This window comes from Prevotella sp. P4-67 (genome assembly GCF_002251325.1).
Lineage (GTDB): Bacteria > Bacteroidota > Bacteroidia > Bacteroidales > Bacteroidaceae > Prevotella.
In genome coordinates, this window is sequence record NZ_NPJL01000025.1 from 37,664 (window position 1) to 56,236 (window position 18,573).

Below are 18,573 nucleotides of genomic sequence, written 5' to 3' on the forward strand. Positions count from 1 at the left end.
AGGTTAGGAGATATAACAAATGGCAAAGAAAGCTAAAGGTAACAGAGTTCAAGTCATTCTCGAATGCACCGAGATGAAGAACAGTGGTCTGCCAGGAACAAGCCGTTACGTGACTACCAAGAACCGTAAGAATACTCCTGAGCGCCTTGAGTTGAAGAAGTATAATCCCATCCTGAAGAAGATGACTCTTCATAAGGAGATTAAGTAATAGGAGATTTAAGCAATGGCAAAAAAAGCGGTAGCTACCTTGCACGAAGGTTCAACTGACGGACGTGCATATACCAAGGTAATCAAGATGGTTAAGAGCCCCAAGACTGGTGCTTACGTTTTTGATGAGCGCATGGTTCCTAATGAGGATGTTAAAGCTTACTTCAAGGACTAATATCGGATAATTACGATAACAATATGGATAGAGCTGTAAGACAAGTTGCTTACAGCTCTTTTTTTGTCCCTAAGTTTCAGACGGATTGTTAGCGTATTCTTGTTATGCGTGGTGAATATAGTTGGTCGGTTTGGGGTTGCTAATCCGTTTTTTCGTTGATTGTTGGGTTATAGAGTGAAGGCTTTATGAATATGCTAATGATTGAAGATGTTGTAGACCATTCATGAGCAAACATGCTATCCGGAGGTAGATTGTGTATGTTTCCTCTTATACCGACTGTTGTTGTCGTTATTATAGGTACTTTTGGAGGCGCGCTGGTTGTTAGTTGCCTTCTTGTCTTTTGTGACATGCTCACGTAGTGTTTGATACGTGTCTACGTGATGTTTGATGCTTGCCTACGTGTCATTTGATACGGGCTTGCAATGTGGCTCAAGACAGCTCTGTGGCATAGTTGTGTTTATTGGTATGTGTCGTTGTGAGTCGTAGCAAGAGTGTGGTTAATCAATTTATTGGCTATTTAGCTGTCGCTTAGTGGCAATAAAAAAGGAGAATAATGTGACTTAATCTCCTTGATTGGGTTATATTTCAAATCGTCTTTTATCTTATTCTGTCTGCCGAACGCACAAGCCTTTCGTCATCCAAAATTCCTTTTCTTGCCAAAAGGTAGCAACCTATAGCGAGAGCGGGAAGCAGCGCAGTGATGTTGATATGGAATGTGCCCATTTTGCTGAATGTGGTTAGGATGGACATAGCATAATAGGCATACCATATTATATTAATGATCACAGCAACCATACACATCTTAGCCTGCTTCTTGCGTGTCTTGTACATGGCGATAGCCATAATTGCCACGGGATATGTGCATAGCATAATGGCGAACAAGGGCCATGAACAGTAGCTGATATTATCTCCTTTTACGAATAATGAATATATACTCATTTCTGTTCCCATACCTTGGGGCTCGATAGTGCCAAGGGGAAAGGTAGAGCAGATGACGGAGACAATAATGGCGAGAAGCAGAAATAATGTTTGTTTGCGTTGTAGCATTATTCGTCTTCCTTTTCTTGTGATGGATCACGCCAGTAGATATTGCCGTCAACAAACTCTTGTGTGGCGAGAAGTGTCGGCTTGGGTAATTTTTCATAGTAGCGTGATATTTCTATCTGCTCTCTGTTTTCAAACACCTCTTCCAGTGTGTCTGTATATGAAGCAAATTCTTGAAGCTTTTTATTCAAATCTTGTTTGATTTCTGCAGCAATCTGATTTGAACGCTTTGAGATGATAGCAACGCTCTCGTAGATGTTGCCAGTCTCTTCGCAAAGATCCATAATGTTGCGAGTTACGGTGTTAACCGGGGCTTTTGATTTCTTGTAATCCATTTCTAATTATTAAAAATATTAATAAGTCATTGTTTTTTATCTGTCGAACGTTGGGATGTTTTCGTCGTTGATATGTGCCTTGATGTATTCCTTGCACTTTGCAATGTATTTCTCCGCAGTGGCACGCTCTTTTGAATCTGGGTATTCATTGATGAAACCATAGCATTCGTCTTCTGCATCTTGATAACGCTCAAGTTGCTTTGATGCCACGCTCTGCTGAGCCAACTCATATTTGCTTTTCATGAGCAAAGTGGCAAATTCTTCTCTGAGCTTGCTATAGGGATAATCTTTTAGTGCGTTTTGCGCCGTAATAATGCAAGCCTCGTAGTTGTTCTCACCAGGACCGCAATTTCCGAAATATGGACCGAGGTCATAATAAAGCTGGGCGTTATACAATTCTTTGCGAACCAGTTTGTCCTGCAATTCAAAGAGGCGCTGCTGGGCGCTGGCTTTGTGCTTGGCGTCTGGATACAGGTCGAGGTATTCCTGGAAAGAAGATATAGCTGAAACTGTTGCCGACTGGTCGAGTCGTGGTTCAGGTGTGCTTTCGTATAGGCTTTGACCTATATAAAACTCGGCATTCTCTGCAAAATCACCTTTGGGGTATGACGAGTAATAACGCTTGAAAGTGGCAGCCGCTCCTTCATAGTCTTTACTGTTGTATTGGGCCATCGCAAGCATATAAAGGCTTTCTTGCGCATTCTCAGTTCCTTTGAGTACTACTATCAAGTCGGTCAGCAAAGTTGTAGTGCGTGTCCACTTGCCTTTAGCAAAGCATTCTTTGGCATATTCGTACTTATATGGAACATTGTTGGTCGTGTAGACCTTGTTGAATTCGTTGGCGCATCCTGTAAAAAGGAGTGCTGCGATTATAGCAGCAAAATGTATTTTGTTCATAATCAAAAAATTGTCATGCAAAATTACAATTATTTCCTCTATGGGCAAAGTAAAAAATACAATTTTTAGGAAAAAAACTCTATTATTAGAGATAGTGGTGACATTTTTTATTTAATTTTGCAATTATGAATTATGATTTGGTATCAGATTATGCTCCTACGGGCGATCAGCCCCATGCGATAGAGCAACTTACTGAAGGTATAGTCCGCGGTGACAAAGCCCAGGTTTTATTGGGGGTGACGGGATCGGGAAAGACCTTCACGATAGCCAATGTTATCAATAATGTGAACAAGCCGACCCTGATATTAAGCCATAACAAGACACTTGCTGCTCAATTGTATCAAGAGATGAAGGGTTTCTTTCCTCATAATGCCGTTGAATATTATGTCTCTTATTATGATTATTATCAGCCCGAAGCCTATCTTCCCTCCATTGATACTTATATCGAGAAAGACTTGGCTATCAACGAAGATATTGACAAACTTCGGCTGAGTGCAGTTAGTGCATTGCTCTCAGGAAGGCGCGACGTGGTGGTGGTGTCTTCCGTGTCGTGTATCTATGGTATGGGCGGACCTGCTTCCATGACCAACAGCATTGTTTCGGTGAAGCGCGGCGAGGTTAAGGACCGCAATGTCTTTTTGCGGCAGTTGGTGGATGCACTATATATTAGAAATGATGTTGATTTGGCGCGAGGTTCCTTTAGGGTAAAGGGTGATACGGTTGATGTGGCTATTGCCTATAGTGACAATATACTTCGCATCAGTTGGTGGGGAGATGAAATTGACAGCATCGAAGAACTCGACAGTGTAGACCTTCATCGGCTGGCTGACTTTGATGATTATCAGATATATCCAGCCAATATATTCGTTACATCCAAAGAGCAGGTGGATGGCGCTGTAAGGGCTATTCAGGACGATTTGGTCAAACAGATTGATTTCTTCACCCAAATTGGAGATGATATCAAAGCGCAGCGTATCAAAGAACGTGTCGAGTATGATATGGAAATGATCAAGGAACTGGGTCATTGCAGTGGAATTGAGAACTATTCCCGCTATTTTGATGGTCGTCAACCTGGCGACAAACCTTATTGCTTGCTTGACTTCTTTCCTTCAGACTATCTGATGGTTATCGATGAAAGTCATGTGACAGTTCCTCAAATCAATGCAATGTATGGAGGCGACAGAGCGCGCAAACAAAATCTGGTTGAATATGGCTTCCGCCTTCCTGCAGCTTTCGACAATCGTCCGTTGCGTTTTGAGGAGTTCCAAGAGATGACCAACCAGGTCATTTATGTCTCTGCTACCCCTGCTGATTATGAACTCATGGAGTCGGAGGGTGTTGTGGTCGAGCAGATAATACGTCCCACGGGGCTGTTGGACCCTGAAATTGAGGTCCGGCCGAGTGAGAACCAGATAGACGACCTGTTGGATGAAATCCTTACGCGCACCAATCGTCATGAGCGTGTACTCATCACTACCCTTACCAAGCGTATGGCAGAAGAACTTACCGAATATCTTCTGAATCATGATGTGCGTGCCAACTACATTCATAGCGACGTAGCTACTCTCGATCGTGTGCAGATCATGAACGACTTGCGTGCCGGTGTCTATGACGTGCTTGTTGGCGTCAATCTGCTGCGTGAAGGTCTGGATTTGCCAGAAGTCTCACTTGTTGCCATACTTGATGCCGACAAGGAGGGATTTCTGCGTAGCCACCGCTCCCTTACCCAGACGGCAGGGCGTGCCGCTCGTAATGTCAATGGCAAAGTGATAATGTATGCTGACCATATCACCGAGAGTATGCAGCGCACGATAGATGAAACTTCAAGACGGCGCTCTATACAGATGAAATATAATGAGGACCATAATATTAAACCACAACAGATAAAGAAAGAAATCAAGCAGACATTGTCCAAGGAAAAGGCTCAGACAACGCGGCCGACAATCACCTACAAACCATACGTGGAATCGGAAGAGCCAGCATTTGCGGCGGACCCAATTATCATAAAGATGACCAAGGAGCAGTTGGAAAAATGTATAGAACGCACAACTTCACTCATGAAAGAGGCTGCAGAACAGCTTGATTTCATTCAAGCCGCCCAGTATCGTGACGAGGTCATCCGCTTGCAGAAGGAATTGGAAGAAAAATGATATAGCAGTAGGTATAGAACTGTCAAAAAGCGTCATGTGGGCTTTTACTGTCGATGTTCCCCATACTGTCCTTTTTATGTTGAAGATGTAAAAAATATAGTTAAATACATACATTTGTTTCACGGAAACATATCTTTTTTGTACTTTTGTCTTACAAAAATATGTAAATCTTAAGATTATGAAGAAAATACTGATTGCGATTATCGCTCTTTTCCCCTTGCTGTGCCCTGCGCAGAATGTTAAGCCCTTGACGCCTGAACAGCAGTTGGAGCGGGCTCAAAAGCAACTTGAAGAAGCTCAAAAGGCAGTAGAGGCAGCTAAAGCCAATGCTCAAAAAGCCAAGCAGGCAGCTGAGCAAGCCAAGGCCAAGGCTGATGCAGAAAAGGCCAAGGCCGATGCAGAGAAAAAACGCAAAGAAAAGGAGATAGCTGAGAAGCAAGCAGCGATTCAAGCTCAGATAAAAAAGGCTCAGGAAGAGGCGGCTCGGCTCAATGAAGAAGCTGAGAAACTGAATGCCGAAGCCAAGAAGATGAATGCAGAGTCATCTTCTTCAGCTCCACAGCAGAAAGTGGTGGTAACATCTGACCAGACTAAAACTGTAAAGAAGGAAAGTGTGACTCCCGCACCCAAGCAGGAAAAGCCTGCTCAGTATGGCAGTGTCAATGGATGGTCGGCGATCTCTGCTCCTACTCCAACGGTTCGTCAGGAAGTCAAGCCCGAAGTCGATGTAAATACTGAGGTGAAATATCTTGCGGGCGCGGTGCCATTGGTGGATGGCAAGGTCGTTTTTGAATTAAACCTCGATGTTCCTGGTCAGACCGCGAGTGAAATCTATGATAAGGCTTTCGAATATGTCAACAATCTTACCGTAGACGAGAATCAGAAAGATGATTCCCAGTTGCGCAGCAAGATAGCTATTGTCAATACAAACACTCACTCCATTGCCGCAAAGATGTATGAGTGGTTGGTGTTTGCCAATACCATATTGATGAGTGACAAGGCGGAGTTTTCTTATACATTGATTGTAAATTGTGCCGACACCCATCTTAATGTGAGATTGGAGCGAATCTCTTACACCTATGAGCCCAACCGCTCGACAGGATTTACCGAATCGGCCCATAACATCATAGCCGATAAATACGCACTTAACAAGAAGCAGACAAAGGTCGTGCGTCCTTACGGCAAATTCAGAATCAAAACGATTGATCGCAAGGATGAAATCTTCAACGGATTTGTCAACCTGTTTAATTAATCCGATACATTTATGATCATTAATGATAATATCGATCACAATAACCATTTGAAGACTAAACGCCAGTTGCGACTTTTCAAGATACGTAACGTGCTGAATATCCTTTTTATGGTTATTGCGATTGTTGGTGTAGCAATCTACTTTTTGTCAAGTCACAATGTCGGCATTTATGTAATACTGGCAGCTTGTGTATTTAAGTTCGTTGAATGTAGTCTCAGACTTATTCGCTAAGAGATGAAGAAAAAGCTCGTTTTAGCTCTTTTTTGCGCAGTCAGCATATCACTGTCTGCGCAAATAGATAATAATCAATTTGATCAGATTAATCGTGATGTAATGTTGGATAATTCCAACCCGCGTAAGGTCAATCCCGATAGCCTTGGCTCTGATAAGGAAATTCCTAAGGGTATAAAAGTATGGACGGTTGACAAGCGTTTTGGTGATATTGTCCATACTACGCCCGATACGCTGTCTCATATGTTTATGAACAGTATTTTTACTACAGGATTGAGAGGCGAGTTCAATACTACCGGCACTCTTGGAGCACCGCGTATCAACCGCATATTCATTGACCGCAGTCTGGATGGTAACTTCATCTTTACCAATCCATACGATTTCTTCGTCACGGATGTGAGCAATTTTCATTTCACCAATACCTTATCGCCGTTTACCAACCTGACCTTCAATACCTGTGGTGACCGACTTACAGGCGAGGACCATTTTACGGCTAAGTTTGGTGTCAATGCTGGTAAGCGCCTTGGTTTCGGCTTCAATTTTGATTATATTTATGGCCGTGGTTATTATTCCAGCCAAAGTACGTCACATTTCAACTATACGATGTATGGTTCTTATCTTGGCGACCAATATCAGGCGCATCTTCTGATGTCGACCAATCACCAGAAAGTGACCGAAAATGGTGGTATCACCAATGACGACTACATCGTTCACCCTGAGTTGTTCCCCGAGAGCTTCGCCACACCAGATATTCCTACTGTGCTCAATCGAAATTGGAACCGTAATGACAATCAGCATCTGTTCTTTACCCATCGTTACAGCCTTGGCTTCCATCGTACCGTCAAAATGACGGAAGATGAGATTGCGGCCAAGAAGTTTGCCATGGCAGCCAAGAAAGACCAGGAGGCACGTGAAGCCCGTGAGAAGGCTGAGCGCGACGACGAAGACTTTGATGAAGAGGAGTTTGATAAAAACCGTAAGCAAGGGCAGAAGTTTGCCGGTCGTCCTGACAATGCCCGCATTGCAGGCAACGAGCCGACAGATACGCTGAAGACCCAAACCCAAGAGCGGCTTCAGATTACAAGTAAAGCTCAGGCAGACAGCCTGCTCGCAGCGCAGCAACAGTTGGCTGAAGATACTTTGTGGACCAAGAAAGAGTATGTTCCAGTGACCAGTTTCATCCATACAGTTGAGCTTAACAATTACAGCCGTATTTATCAAGCCTATGAGACCCCCGAGTCTTATTATGCCAATGATTATGAGATGGATGAAAAGTATACAGGAGATTCCATCTATGACAAGACTCGCCATCTTGCATTGCGTAATACCTTCGCCCTGTCGCTACTTGAGGGTTTCAACAAGTGGGCCAAGGCAGGCGTGAAGTTGTTTGCCGCCCACGAAATGCGCCGTTATGTCCTGCCTGAAAAAGTTGGAACCTCTTCTTGGAGTGAGAACAATATATATATAGGTGGACAGTTGAGTAAATTCCAGGGTAGGACATTGCATTATTGTGCATTGGCTGAATTTGGTATGACAGGAGAGGATGCCGGAAATCTGAAGGTGGATGCTTCGGCTGATTTGAACTTCAACCTCTTTGGAGATACTGTGACTCTTCAGGCTAATGGCTTCTTCCATCGCAACACACCTTCATTCTATTATCGCCATTACCATAGCCGTCATTATTTATGGGATAATGATGGCTTGTCCAAGGTCATCCATTCTCGCATTCAGGGTATGCTCAGTTGGGAAAAGACCAAAACCAAACTGCGTGTTGCCTTCGACGAGATTTCCAATTACACATACTTCGGATTGAGTTATCAGATAGGGGAAAATTATAACCGTTTGAACAATGATGTTCATGTGCGTCAGAGCGGTGATGCCATAAGTTTGCTTACCCTTCAGTTGTATCAGGACTTCAAGTTCGGTCCCTTCAACTGGGAGAATGTCCTTACTTATCAGAAGTCGAGTGCCGAAGATGTATTGCCCGTTCCTCAGCTTAATGTGTACTCCAATCTCTATCTTCGCTTCAAAATCGCCAAAGTCTTGAAGTGCGACTTCGGCGCTGATGTAAGATATTTTACCAAGTACTACGCACCTGACTATGCTCCTGGTCTGGGCCAGTATGCTGTTCAGGAAGGGCCCAATCGTGTTGAGGTCGGCAATTATCCCATCCTCAATGTCTATGCCAACTTCCATCTTAAGCAGACGCGCTTCTTTGTGATGATGAGTCATGTCAATGCCGGTAGTGGCAATAAGATGTATTTTCTCACCCCTCATTATCCTCTCAATGACAGCATCCTGAGATTTGGACTTAGTTGGAATTTCTATAATTAACCATACAAGTCCAGTAGTTAGCATAGGTATTGTCACACCAGATACGATATCAAACTTGCACCTCGATAGTGGGTTTGATATCGTATCTATCAACCAATAAACAATCTATTTTGTAACCATCATGCAGCAGTTGAACCTCGACATCATGGAATATGTAGAGAATCATATTCTCCCGCGTTATGCTGATTTCGGCAAAAGCCATGGCTTGAGCCACGTTATGCGTGTTATCAAAAACAGTATGGAACTGGCTCGGTTCACCGGTGCTGATATAGATATGGCTTATGTGGTTGCCGCTTACCATGATTTAGGCATGAATGGGCCTCGTGCCATACATCATTTAACTGGCGGTAAAATACTCGCCAGTGATGCGCGGCTCAAAAAGTGGTTCAGTCCAGAACGTATTGTTATCATGAAGGAGGCTGTGGAGGACCACCGCGCGTCAGCCAGTCGCCAGCCTCGCTCCATTTATGGTAAGATTGTTGCCGAAGCCGACCGCGACCTTGATACCGAGGTGGTCTTCAGGCGGGCAATACAGTTTGGACTTGAGAAATATCCCGATATCACCCCAGAGCAACAATGGGAGCGTTTTGTCATGCATATGACCGAAAAGTATTCCGTCAACGGATATATTAAGCTGTGGATACCCAATTCTCCCAATCGAAACAAGTTGAAGCAGATACAGACCATCATTGAAAGCAAGTCCATGCTCCGTGAGTGGTTTGACATGATTTATCAGCAGGAAGTGTCCAAAACCTAAACCGTTCTTGGGAGTAGATACGCCCGGCACAACGGACATCCACATTCTTCTACATGCTGCTACATCTACTTAAAAAGCGAATAGCGAAAGCAAAAAAACAGACAATTATTTTGTATTATCTATGGTTTACATTACCTTTGTATTAAACTAAAAATTTAAGATCGATGAAAGTGCGTTTATCTTTGATGAACTTCTTGGAGTTCGCGGTGTGGGGTTCATACCTCACCTGTATGGGAATCTACCTCGGTAATATTGGCATGGCCGGACATATTGGCGCCTTTTATGCCATGCAGGGTATCGTTTCTATTTTCATGCCCGCTTTGATGGGAATTATTGCTGACCGTTGGATTCCGGCACAACGCCTTTTGGGTATTTGTCATCTTCTGGCAGCCCTCTTTATGTTTGCGGCAGGATGGTATGGTATGGTTAATGGTGAAGGGGCAAGTTTTGCCATTCTCTTTACATTCTATTCATTGAGCGTTGGCTTCTATATGCCCACCTTGGCGCTCACCAATTCCGTTGCCTATTATTGTCTTGAACTCAAGGGCATGGACACCGTCAAGGAGTTCCCGCCTATTCGTGTCTTCGGAACCGTAGGCTTTATCGTTGCCATGTGGTTTGTCGACATCATGGGCTTCAAGAGTACATACGAACAGTTCTTCGTGTCTGGTGCTTTCAGTCTGATTCTCTTCCTTTATACCTTCAGCATGCCTACCTGTCCGCTGAGTGATGATGATAACAAGCAAAGTCTGGTAGACGCTTTCGGATTGCGTGCCTTTGCTCTTTTCAAGCAGAAGCGCATGGCTATCTTCTTTGTTTTCTCCATGCTCTTGGGCGTCAGTCTGCAGATTACCAACGGCTTTGCCACCCCATTTATCGAGAGCTTCAAGTCGCTGCCCGAATATGCCGGTACCTTTGGCGTGAAGTATCCCGTCATTCTCTACTCTTTGTCCCAGATTAGCGAGACCCTCTGCATCTTGATGATTCCATTCTTCATGAAGCGTTATGGCATCAAGAACGTTATGCTTATTGCCATGTTTGCTTGGGTAGCCCGTTTCGCTCTTCTTGGCGCCGGCAATCCAGGTGCGGGTGTCTGGATGTTCATCCTTTCGATGATTGTTTATGGTGTGGCTTTCGACTTTTTCAATATCTCTGGTTCGTTGTTTGTCAACGACAATACCGATTCGAAGATTCGTTCAAGTGCGCAGGGCGTGTTTATGCTTATGACCAATGGTATCGGTGCAACCCTCGGCTCTTTTGCTGCCCAGGCTGTAGTCACTGCCTATACAGACGCCAATGGCGCAACCCAGTGGGCCACCTGCTGGTACATCTTTGCAGCCTACGCTTTGGTAGTTGGTGTGGCATTCGCCTTTATGTTCAGACCACGTAAAACAGGAGTTAAGGCATAATGGACAAAACCCGCCTATACATAAAGGGAGTGACGCAGTTGAGACAATTCGGCAATATAGGGTTGATTGTCCTCACCGACGCCGACCAGACAAAGCATCTTAGCATGCCTTGCAATATGGATAGACTTTATGATTTGGAGGGTTTCTTCAAGAAGCGACATACGTCTGTAGATGCGTTGATATCCGTCTTATGGACCATTATCAGAGACCACACAGGCGCCCCTTACGAGGTGCATGTTACCGATGTGAGTAGTGGCAAATACAGAATGGAATTACAAGATGTCGAAAAATCAATTGCATACAAGTTGGAACCTACGGCTGCCATCACATTGGCAGCCGTAGCCGATTTGCCTATATACATAAGCCCGCAGCTGTTTGACATACAGGGCGTGGATTACAATCCCGACAACGAGAAAATGTCTTTGCCACTCAATGTGCTTAGTTACGAGTTGTTGGAGAATGCACTTCGTCGGGCAGTCAAGGACGAAGATTACAGGATGGCGATGGCCATCAAACAAGAGATGGATAACAGAAAAAAATAAGAAATTATGAAAGAAGCACGGTATTTTTATGTACCCCAGGCGTCTGCTCAGAACGAACTGCCTGCCGAAGAGGCAGTACATGCCTTGCGTGTGTTAAGATTGGCTTCAGGTGACGAGATGTTTCTCATGGATGGAGATGGTGGCATTTACAGAGCCAAGGTCACTATGACTTCGTCCAAGCATTGCTTTTATGAGATTGTCGAGACGCTGCATCCCGGCAAGGCTTGGCTCGGAAACATCCATTTGGCCATTGCCCCAACCAAGATGATGGAACGTATCGAGTGGATGGCCGAGAAGGCCACCGAGATTGGTTTTGACGAACTTTCCCTACTCAAGTGCGCTTTTTCCGAACGCAAAGTTGTCAACACCGCGCGTTTGGACAAGATAGTCGTTTCGGCCATGAAGCAGAGCCGAAAGCCATTCAAGCCAGTCGTACACGAAATGGTTGACTTCAACACCTTTATCCAGCAACCACGAACCGGCCGCAAGTTTATAGCGCATTGCTATAATGAGGTGCCACGACTCGATTTGTTTACCCTGCTTACAGCCGACGGGGCGGCTGAAGACTGTACGGTTCTTGTTGGCCCCGAAGGCGATTTCTCTATCGATGAGGTTCGCGCCGCCATCGCCAACGGTTATCAGTCTATATCTCTTGGCGATTTCCGCTTGCGCACAGAAACGGCTGGTCTCATGGCCGTAACCATGGCTCAGTTGTCTCTTAGGAAATAGACACCTTATTAATATATAACAATGAAGAAGCTCGCATTTTTATTCATTTTGCTGAGCACGTTGATTGTTTCGTGTTCAGACAGCGATGATTATATGGATGCCGTTCCCAAGAAAAGTCCCTTGGTGGTATCCGTTGATTTGATGAAATACAAGGGTATGGATAGCAATGTCTTTATGCGTTCTCTTTTCCATATCCACAATATGACTACCCGCGGCATAGACCTTGCCCAAAAGGTTTATGCCTTTGAGTCTCCCGAAGGTTTTTATGGCCTTTGTTGCTGTGTGTCCGATGAGGACAACCTCAAGGAGCTTATGGGCAAAAACGGTTTCAAACTCACCGATTTCCGCGAATGTACATTCTCTGTTTTGGGCAATTCCTGGGTAGTGGGTTTCAATGCCAAGTCTCTGCTTGTGATGGGGCCCGTCACTGCGGGCGAGCAGCGCAATCTTATGGTTAAAATGGCCAGCTATCTCAAGCAGGATGCCGACAAAGGTTTGCGTGCCTCCGACTTGGTTCATCAACTCGACTCCATTCACGAGCCTATGGCTATGGTTGCTGCCATGACTTCCCTTCCCGAACTGATGCGCTCGTCACTTATGCTTTGTGCGCCCAAGGATATGGATGCCAACCAACTGTATTATCGTGCAGGCATTTCTGTCAGCAGCGATTATGTTCAGGTCGATGGAGCCATATTTGCAAAGAACCACAAGGATGATGAGACCATCAGAGATTACCAGCTCCGCCAGATGGATATTCTTCGTGGCAAATATGCGTCATATATAGACGAGCATAACTTTGTGTCAATCCTCTTGAACAGCAAGACAACGATGACGGAGCTTACCCAGGGGAAAAACGATTTTGACAAACTCTTCTCCGCCTTGAACGTCGGTTCTGATATCAATTACAGGAAGATTTTTGACACCTCATCGGGAGAGATGCTGGTCAGTGTTCCTACTCATTCCAGCCAACTTCATCTGCTTGTTTCACGGCTGACAGCCGACTGGCATCAGTTTGTACCTGCCGATATGAGCGAGATGCCTATCGGTGTAACCGAAGATGGAACCTTCTTCATGGGCATTCCATATAAGAAAGTTGCGCAAAATGGGAAATGGGATGCTGTGGTACAGGGGAAAAGGGCAGCCATGCTCGTGAACCTTGCCGAATTGCAGCGCGTAGCACCGCTGCCATTGCTTCAGAGTGTCCACACGGCATTGGGCAACAGACAGTTGATGGTCTTAACAGTAAAATGATGAAACAGATTCGGTTAAAAAGCGTCGTTCCTCATGTCTTTTCCAGTTGCGCTGACCTGAAATCCGATGTGTGGAACCAGGATGTGACCTTGGAAAAGGGCAAGACTTATTTGGTGGAAGCCCATAGTGGCAGAGGCAAGAGCACCTTCTGCAGTTATCTTATCGGTTATCGCCAGGATTATACCGGCGAATTGCTGTTCGACGATACACCCACGACCACCTTCAGTATGCAGCAGTGGGTTGATGTGCGCCGTTCCGGCATCAGCCATTTGTTTCAGGAACTCCGGTTGTTCCCCGAATTGTCTGCCCATGACAATGTGATGATTAAAAACTCTCTTACCCATCATGTTACGGCCTCTCAGGTAAACCAGTGGTTCGAGATGTTAGGCATATCAGACAAGGTGGATACCCCTATCGCCAATATGTCCTTTGGGCAACAGCAGCGTGTGGCTCTTATGCGAGCCTTGGCCCAACCGTTTGATTTCCTTGTCGCCGACGAACCCATCAGCCATCTTGACGACGAAAATGCTGCGGTTATGGCATCGCTCATGATGGAGGAAGCACACCGCCAGGGGGCTGGCGTCATCGTTACCAGTATTGGCAAGCACATGGATTTGGATTATGACAAGGTATTCTGTTTGTAGATTTCTAAAGATTGCTGAAAATGAATTTGATTTGGAAGTTACTGAGCAAACATATAAGTAAAGGCCAACTGTTGGGATTCTTCTTTGCCAATCTCGTTGGCTTGACCATCATTCTTTTGGGATTCCAGTTCTATATTGATGTGCTTCCCTGTTTCACAGGCGAAGACAGTTTCATGAACGATGACCAGGTGGTATTGACCAAGGCCGTCCGCTCGTCAAGTGTCGTTTCTGGCCAGACCAATCTATTTTCTCCAGATGACGTCGAAGACCTGCGAAGCCAGCCGTTTGTAGAATCTTTGGGCGTGTTTTCATCCAACGAGTATCATGCCAATGCGACCATGTCGATTGATGGCAACACAATTTTCAATTCCGAAGTATATTTCGAAAGCGTACCCGATGAATTTGTTGATATCGACAAGAGTCAGTGGAATTATGCTGAGGGCGATAGGGTAGTGCCCGTACTTCTGCCGAGGTCATATATAACAATGTATAATTTCGGCTTTGCCAAGTCCCATTCGCTGCCTACGCTCTCCGATGGCGTTCTTGGTATGGTCGACATCTCTCTCTTTGTTCAGGGAGATGGCAAGAAAGAGGTGTTCACGGGCAAACTGATTGGTTTCTCTAATAAGATCAGTTCCATACTTGTGCCTCAGTCGTTTATGGATTGGACTAACCGCAACTTCAGTTCTCAATCCCACTCCCAGCCATCACGTATTCTTGTCCATTTTGACAATCCTGCCAGCAAGGAGGTTACCTCATATCTCGAAGACCACGGCTATGAGGTCGACAGCGACCAGATGAACAATGAGAAGACTGCATATTTTCTCAAGTTGGTTGTAGCTCTCGTTATGGTTGTCGGCGCTCTCATCTCTGCATTGAGCTTCTACATCCTCTTGTTGAGCATCTTCTTGCTCGTCCAGAAGAATGAGGACAAGCTGGAGAACCTGCTGTTGATAGGATATACCACGCGCTCCGTAGCATGGCCCTATCAGATGCTTACCCTGGTGCTCAATGTCGGCATCCTTCTCGTTTCCATCTGCGCAGTGCTCATATTGAGGGGGTATTATTATGATTATTTGTTGGCATTGTCTCCCTCGTTGGACAAGTCGTCACCGATGCTTATGATTGCATTAGGTGCAGGTGTCGTTTTGGTGCTTTCAATGCTCAATTTTATCGTCATTCATAACCGTATCCAACAGATCTGGTATAGTAAAAGGCGAAATAACGGCGTTGTATCATAATTTTAACGCGCTCTTTATGATTAATTAAAAAAAAATACCTATATTTGCACCAAATATTAACAATAGTTACTACGCTGAGTAGTATTTTAACTTAACTTTTATAATATGTTGAGACGTTTAACCATTATTGCTTTAATGATGTTGGCCTTTACAACATCGATTATGGCACAAATTACGACTTCAGGTATTAATGGTAAGGTTACCTCTCAGGGTGATGAGGTTATCGGTGCTTCAGTGACCGCAACCCACCAGCCATCTGGTACCGTGTATCGTGCCGTTACTAATGTTCACGGAAGATTTAACATTCCGGGTATGCGTCCTGGCGGACCCTATAAGGTAGAGATATCTTATATTGGCCATCAGACCAAGACTTTCAACAAGGTTAGCTTGTTGTTGGGTGAATCACAGAACCTTTCTTGTTCGTTGGAAGAAGATGCCAAGATGCTTGACGAGGTTGTCGTTGCTGGCAAGGCAGGTCTTAATGCCACCAAGACAGGTGCGGCACAGAGCATCAATGCTACACAGATAGCCAATATGCCTACTATTACCCACAGCATCGCCGACATTGCGCGCCTTAATCCCCAAATCAATTCAAATGAGCAGGTGGGTTCTATGTCTTTTGCCGGTACAAATACCCGTTACAACGCTTTCCAGATTGACGGTGTAATGAATAATGACGCTTTCGGTCTTACCTACAATGGTAGTAACGGTGGTCAGGCTAATACACAGCCTGTTTCGATGGAAAGCATTGAGCAGATTCAGATCAACATCGCTCCCTTTGACGTTCGTCAGAGCGGTTTCACCGGTGGTGCCATCAATGCCATTACCAAGAGTGGTACCAATACCTTCCATGGTAGTGCTTATATCTATGGCAACAACGAAAAACTCGTAGGTCGTCACTTCCTGAACCATGATGGAACTTACGCTGCACCTTATTCTAAAGAGAGCGAGTCATTGTTCGGTTTCACTTTGGGCGGTCCCATTATCAAGGACAAGCTGTTCTTCTTCGCTAACTTCGAGAGCTCAGACAAGTCATATCCTAATGACTATGGACTGGGTACCGGTGGCTCTAAGGTAGATGCCGACCTGGCTGTGAAGATTCTTGACGCTGTCAAGGATATGGCACAACGACAGGGTTATGACTACAATGGTATTTATGCCAACCCCGATATGCGCACTTGGAGCAACAAGGCAAGTGTCAAGTTGGACTGGAACATCAACGACTTCAATAAGTTGTCTGTTCGCTGGAGCTATGTCAACGCCCGTTCTATGAAGGGTGGTGGCGGTATCGCTACTCTGAACACTGGCGACCACATCTATGAGTACAAGTCCAATACCAATACCATCATGGCCGAGCTCCAGTCTCGTCTCAGCCCTGTGTTGAGCAATGAGCTTCGTGCTTCTTATGTAATGGTTCGTGATGCCCGTACTTCTGGTACTCCATTCCCAGCCATCCAGATTTCAAAGGTAGGTAATAACAATGGTTCTGTAAACATCGGTAATGAGTACAACTCAATGGCCAATGGTCTTGACCAGGACGTATTTACCTTCGAGGACAACCTGACATGGTATAAGGGCAACCATACCATCACTATGGGTACACACAATGAGGTGTATAGCTTCTCAAACCTCTTTATCCCAAATCTCTTTGGCTCATATTATTTCCAGAATCCCGATGATTTCTTCAGCTATTATGAAGGTTTCAAGGCTGGTACTCCCGGTATCGGTAAATATATCAACCAGTATTACTTCCAGCAGGCCAATGTAGACGTTACAGGCAATGCCCGTTGGAGAGCCAAGTTCGGTTCTGCCCAGTTAGGTTTCTACATCCAGGACAAGTGGGATATCTCTAACTCTCTGCAGCTCACCTATGGTCTGCGTATGGACCTCCCCTTGTTCTTTGATACTCCTTCAGAGAATGCTCCATTCAACGCGTGGGCTGCCCAGAACGGCTATGGATACAGAACCAATAACAAGCTCAACTCTACACCTATGTGGAGCCCCCGCGTAGGCTTCCGTTGGGATAAGGACAACAAGCACAAGCTCATCGTACGTGGTGGTGTGGGTATCTTCACCGGTCGTGTACCTTTCGTATGGCTGAGCAACAGCTTCTCCAATACCGGTATCCAGATGTCTTCTTACAATGTAAAGCGCAACGATAAGATTACGTTGATTCTGGACCCCAACAAGCAGGCTGAGAACGGTCAGCTGCTCAACGCCAGCAGCGGTAACCAGACCATCAACGTCTTTGATAAGGACTTCAAGTTTGCCCAGAACCTTCGTGCCAACCTCGGTGTAGATTTCAAGGCTCTTGGCATCGACTGGACTGCGGAGGCAATCTACAGCAAGACACTGAACGATGTATATTATCAGAACATTGCTTATGCTGAGACCGGCAAGACATTTGGCGACGTGACAGGTATGTATTGGGACAATCGTCCTATGTACGAGCGCGTGACCAAGGGTCTTCCTTTCTCTAACATCTATGCTCTTAAGAACAGCAACAAGGGTTATTCTTACAGCCTCTCACTGAAGGCAGAGAAGAGTTTCGACTTCGGTCTTGACCTTGCTGCTTCTTACACCTTCACACAGTCTAAGAGCCTTTGTCCTGCCACTTCTTCTCAGGCTGCCAGCAACTGGAACAACACCTCTACATATCGTTTCTCCAATGCTCCTGAGTTGGGTTACAGTGCCTACAATCTGCCCCACATGATCAAGGCATCTGCTTTCTACCGTTTCCACATTGCCAACAATAAGAACTTCACCACTACTATCGGTGTTATCTACCAGGGCAGAAGCGGTTCACCTTATTCTATGTTGTATAGCGGAGACCTCAATGGCGACAACGGTCGTGGCAATGACCTGATGTTCATTCCTACTGACGAGCAGATCGACCTGATGCCCTTCAAGGCTCAGGGCAACTATACCGAGGAACTGCAGCGTCAGAACCTGAAGGCATGGTTGGCCAAGACTCCTTATCTCAAGGATCATCGTGGCGAATACTTCAAGCGCAACGCAGACAACCTGCCTTTCGAGAACCACTTCGACTTCCACGTAGCTGAGAAGATGAGCGTGAAGGTGGGCAAGCAGGTACACTCTCTCGAGTTGTCTCTTGACATCCTCAATGTGGGCAACCTCCTCAACAAGGATTGGGGCCGTACCTACGGAACAACTTATTCTAACGAGTTGATTTCTCCTCTGACCTACGATGGTGGCAAGTTCCAGTTCCTCAGCACTCCAGACTATGTCATCAAGTATCCTCAGTCTTACTACAGCCGTTGGCGTGGTCAGCTTGGTCTGAAGTACACATTCTAACGCATAAGACTAACTTCATTATAAATAAGCCTTTCGGGAGCCAGTTTCCTGAAAGGCTTA

16 protein-coding genes are annotated in these 18,573 nt (G+C 45.3%); 13 read left to right on the top strand and 3 right to left on the bottom strand.

What is annotated here, in order from left to right; translation table 11 throughout:
• Positions 1-19: 19 nt before the first annotated feature.
• Complete coding sequence (rpmG, locus tag CIK92_RS04000; RefSeq protein ID WP_004370497.1) at positions 20-208, top strand: 50S ribosomal protein L33; 189 nt, start codon at positions 20-22, stop codon at positions 206-208.
• 15 nt (positions 209-223) lie between these two features.
• Positions 224-382 carry a DUF4295 domain-containing protein gene (locus CIK92_RS04005; RefSeq protein WP_022311116.1) on the top strand — a complete coding sequence of 53 codons (159 nt, stop codon included), beginning with the start codon at positions 224-226 and terminating at the stop codon, positions 380-382.
• Positions 383-979: 597 nt separating this feature from the next.
• Here the strand turns inward: CIK92_RS04005 and CIK92_RS04010 are convergent.
• Genes CIK92_RS04010 through CIK92_RS04020 form a run of 3 tightly spaced genes read right to left on the bottom strand, consistent with a single transcriptional unit; the run spans position 980 to position 2,658 of the window.
• Entirely contained in the window at positions 980-1,429 is a 450-nt protein-coding gene (locus tag CIK92_RS04010; RefSeq protein WP_022311115.1) for a DUF4293 domain-containing protein, read from the bottom strand.
• Positions 1,429-1,761, bottom strand: coding sequence for a DNA-directed RNA polymerase subunit omega (locus tag CIK92_RS04015; protein WP_022311114.1), 333 nt, complete (start codon positions 1,759-1,761; stop codon positions 1,429-1,431). Before CIK92_RS04015 ends, CIK92_RS04010 begins: the two co-directional genes overlap by 1 nt.
• 36 nt (positions 1,762-1,797) lie before the next feature.
• The gene (locus tag CIK92_RS04020) at positions 1,798-2,658 is read right to left on the bottom strand and encodes an outer membrane protein assembly factor BamD (RefSeq protein ID WP_094386220.1); all 861 of its coding nucleotides are present in this window, start codon (positions 2,656-2,658) and stop codon (positions 1,798-1,800) included.
• Positions 2,659-2,783: 125 nt separating this feature from the next.
• Here CIK92_RS04020 and uvrB point away from each other — a divergent pair, with 125 nt between their 5' ends.
• The 11 genes from uvrB to CIK92_RS04080 all read left to right on the top strand — a co-directional run bounded on the left by uvrB (position 2,784) and on the right by CIK92_RS04080 (position 18,513).
• Positions 2,784-4,808, top strand: coding sequence for an excinuclease ABC subunit UvrB (gene uvrB / locus CIK92_RS04025; RefSeq protein WP_094388255.1), 2,025 nt, complete (start codon positions 2,784-2,786; stop codon positions 4,806-4,808).
• A 178-nt stretch (positions 4,809-4,986) separates the two neighbouring features.
• Positions 4,987-6,060 (top strand): DUF4468 domain-containing protein, encoded by a 1,074-nt coding sequence (locus tag CIK92_RS04030; RefSeq protein WP_094388256.1) that lies wholly within the window; start codon positions 4,987-4,989, stop codon positions 6,058-6,060.
• A gap of 234 nt (positions 6,061-6,294) precedes the next feature.
• A complete protein-coding gene (locus CIK92_RS04040) occupies positions 6,295-8,625 on the top strand; it encodes a putative porin (RefSeq protein ID WP_094388257.1) in 2,331 nt (776 codons plus the stop codon).
• 121 nt (positions 8,626-8,746) lie between these two features.
• Entirely contained in the window at positions 8,747-9,382 is a 636-nt protein-coding gene (locus tag CIK92_RS04045) for an HD domain-containing protein (RefSeq protein ID WP_022311107.1), read from the top strand.
• Between the two features lie 164 nt (positions 9,383-9,546).
• A complete protein-coding gene (locus CIK92_RS04050) occupies positions 9,547-10,791 on the top strand; it encodes an MFS transporter (protein ID WP_094386128.1) in 1,245 nt (414 codons plus the stop codon).
• On the top strand, positions 10,791-11,333 hold the full coding sequence (locus CIK92_RS04055) for a hypothetical protein (RefSeq protein ID WP_094386126.1): 543 nt from the start codon (positions 10,791-10,793) through the stop codon (positions 11,331-11,333). The genes CIK92_RS04050 and CIK92_RS04055 overlap by 1 nt, the downstream gene beginning before the upstream one ends.
• 6 nt (positions 11,334-11,339) lie before the next feature.
• Positions 11,340-12,062 carry a 16S rRNA (uracil(1498)-N(3))-methyltransferase gene (locus tag CIK92_RS04060; RefSeq protein WP_094386124.1) on the top strand — a complete coding sequence of 241 codons (723 nt, stop codon included), beginning with the start codon at positions 11,340-11,342 and terminating at the stop codon, positions 12,060-12,062.
• Between the two features lie 21 nt (positions 12,063-12,083).
• Positions 12,084-13,313, top strand: coding sequence for a DUF4836 family protein (locus CIK92_RS04065; RefSeq protein WP_094388258.1), 1,230 nt, complete (start codon positions 12,084-12,086; stop codon positions 13,311-13,313).
• Positions 13,313-13,957, top strand: coding sequence for an ATP-binding cassette domain-containing protein (locus CIK92_RS04070; RefSeq protein WP_094388289.1), 645 nt, complete (start codon positions 13,313-13,315; stop codon positions 13,955-13,957). The genes CIK92_RS04065 and CIK92_RS04070 overlap by 1 nt, the downstream gene beginning before the upstream one ends.
• Positions 13,958-13,977: 20 nt before the next feature.
• Positions 13,978-15,198 (top strand): hypothetical protein, encoded by a 1,221-nt coding sequence (locus CIK92_RS04075; RefSeq protein WP_094388259.1) that lies wholly within the window; start codon positions 13,978-13,980, stop codon positions 15,196-15,198.
• A 105-nt stretch (positions 15,199-15,303) separates the two neighbouring features.
• On the top strand, positions 15,304-18,513 hold the full coding sequence (locus CIK92_RS04080; RefSeq protein ID WP_094388260.1) for a carboxypeptidase regulatory-like domain-containing protein: 3,210 nt from the start codon (positions 15,304-15,306) through the stop codon (positions 18,511-18,513).
• Positions 18,514-18,573 lie beyond the last annotated feature (60 nt).

Excerpts from the sequence above, each read along its gene's own strand:
- rpmG (WP_004370497.1), top strand. The coding sequence starts at position 20 with ATGGCAAAGAAAGCTAAAGGTAACAGAGTTCAAGTCATTCTCGAATGC.
- CIK92_RS04005 (WP_022311116.1), top strand. The coding sequence starts at position 224 with ATGGCAAAAAAAGCGGTAGCTACCTTGCACGAAGGTTCAACTGACGGA.
- CIK92_RS04010 (WP_022311115.1), bottom strand. The coding sequence starts at position 1,429 with ATGCTACAACGCAAACAAACATTATTTCTGCTTCTCGCCATTATTGTC.
- CIK92_RS04015 (WP_022311114.1), bottom strand. The coding sequence starts at position 1,761 with ATGGATTACAAGAAATCAAAAGCCCCGGTTAACACCGTAACTCGCAAC.
- CIK92_RS04020 (WP_094386220.1), bottom strand. The coding sequence starts at position 2,658 with ATGAACAAAATACATTTTGCTGCTATAATCGCAGCACTCCTTTTTACA.
- uvrB (WP_094388255.1), top strand. The coding sequence starts at position 2,784 with ATGAATTATGATTTGGTATCAGATTATGCTCCTACGGGCGATCAGCCC.
- CIK92_RS04030 (WP_094388256.1), top strand. The coding sequence starts at position 4,987 with ATGAAGAAAATACTGATTGCGATTATCGCTCTTTTCCCCTTGCTGTGC.
- CIK92_RS04040 (WP_094388257.1), top strand. The coding sequence starts at position 6,295 with ATGAAGAAAAAGCTCGTTTTAGCTCTTTTTTGCGCAGTCAGCATATCA.
- CIK92_RS04045 (WP_022311107.1), top strand. The coding sequence starts at position 8,747 with ATGCAGCAGTTGAACCTCGACATCATGGAATATGTAGAGAATCATATT.
- CIK92_RS04050 (WP_094386128.1), top strand. The coding sequence starts at position 9,547 with ATGAAAGTGCGTTTATCTTTGATGAACTTCTTGGAGTTCGCGGTGTGG.
- CIK92_RS04055 (WP_094386126.1), top strand. The coding sequence starts at position 10,791 with ATGGACAAAACCCGCCTATACATAAAGGGAGTGACGCAGTTGAGACAA.
- CIK92_RS04060 (WP_094386124.1), top strand. The coding sequence starts at position 11,340 with ATGAAAGAAGCACGGTATTTTTATGTACCCCAGGCGTCTGCTCAGAAC.
- CIK92_RS04065 (WP_094388258.1), top strand. The coding sequence starts at position 12,084 with ATGAAGAAGCTCGCATTTTTATTCATTTTGCTGAGCACGTTGATTGTT.
- CIK92_RS04070 (WP_094388289.1), top strand. The coding sequence starts at position 13,313 with ATGAAACAGATTCGGTTAAAAAGCGTCGTTCCTCATGTCTTTTCCAGT.
- CIK92_RS04075 (WP_094388259.1), top strand. The coding sequence starts at position 13,978 with ATGAATTTGATTTGGAAGTTACTGAGCAAACATATAAGTAAAGGCCAA.
- CIK92_RS04080 (WP_094388260.1), top strand. The coding sequence starts at position 15,304 with ATGTTGAGACGTTTAACCATTATTGCTTTAATGATGTTGGCCTTTACA.